This window comes from Vibrio sp. 03_296 (assembly GCF_002265885.1).
Window position 1 is genome coordinate 1 of record NZ_NPKW01001343.1, and the last position, 536, is coordinate 536.

Sequence of the window (536 nt, forward strand, 5' to 3'; positions counted from 1 at the left end):
TTTAAGTTCAAACACATAACAAGCAATTTAAGAGGGATTCACAACGCTTGGCATTTTTGCTTCTACTTCAAATTTAGTGTTTATGGCACAATGCTTTAGGTGTGGTGGAGGCGTTGTTCACCCCTTAATTGGGCGTTATGCTTAATCAAGTAAAATCAGTGGTTTATGGTTTTTCTTTGTTCCCTCGGCTTTTCAGTTTGGTGTTTATCGGCAAGTTGGCTTTTGTGAGCGCTGCTTTTCGGACACTTATTCTTTGGCGCTGGAAATTCAGAGAATTGCCTCATTCAATTGTCGGGTAAGCGCGAGGTTAGGGTGGTTGGCTCAATCAGAAATTTGATATTAGGTTTTTTCGTTTTAGCTACCAAAGTTCAAAGTCTGATTTTCAAAATCATGAGTCATTTCAGGTTTTTGGCTTTTGTTCGTGAATCAAAGCTGAGTTATCTTTGTTTTTAAGTAAACGTAACCCCATTGAAGTTTAGCATAACAAGGCGTTCAAGTGGGATTTGGCACGCGTGGCATTTTCAGTTTGCGTTGGG

The 536-nt window shown here is 39.7% G+C and carries 1 pseudogene; it reads left to right on the forward strand.

Features of this window, described 5'->3' with window-relative positions:
- Nucleotides 1-443: 443 nt before the first annotated feature.
- Nucleotides 444-536: pseudogene (locus CIK04_RS35305) on the forward strand (DUF3265 domain-containing protein); the annotation flags it as partial.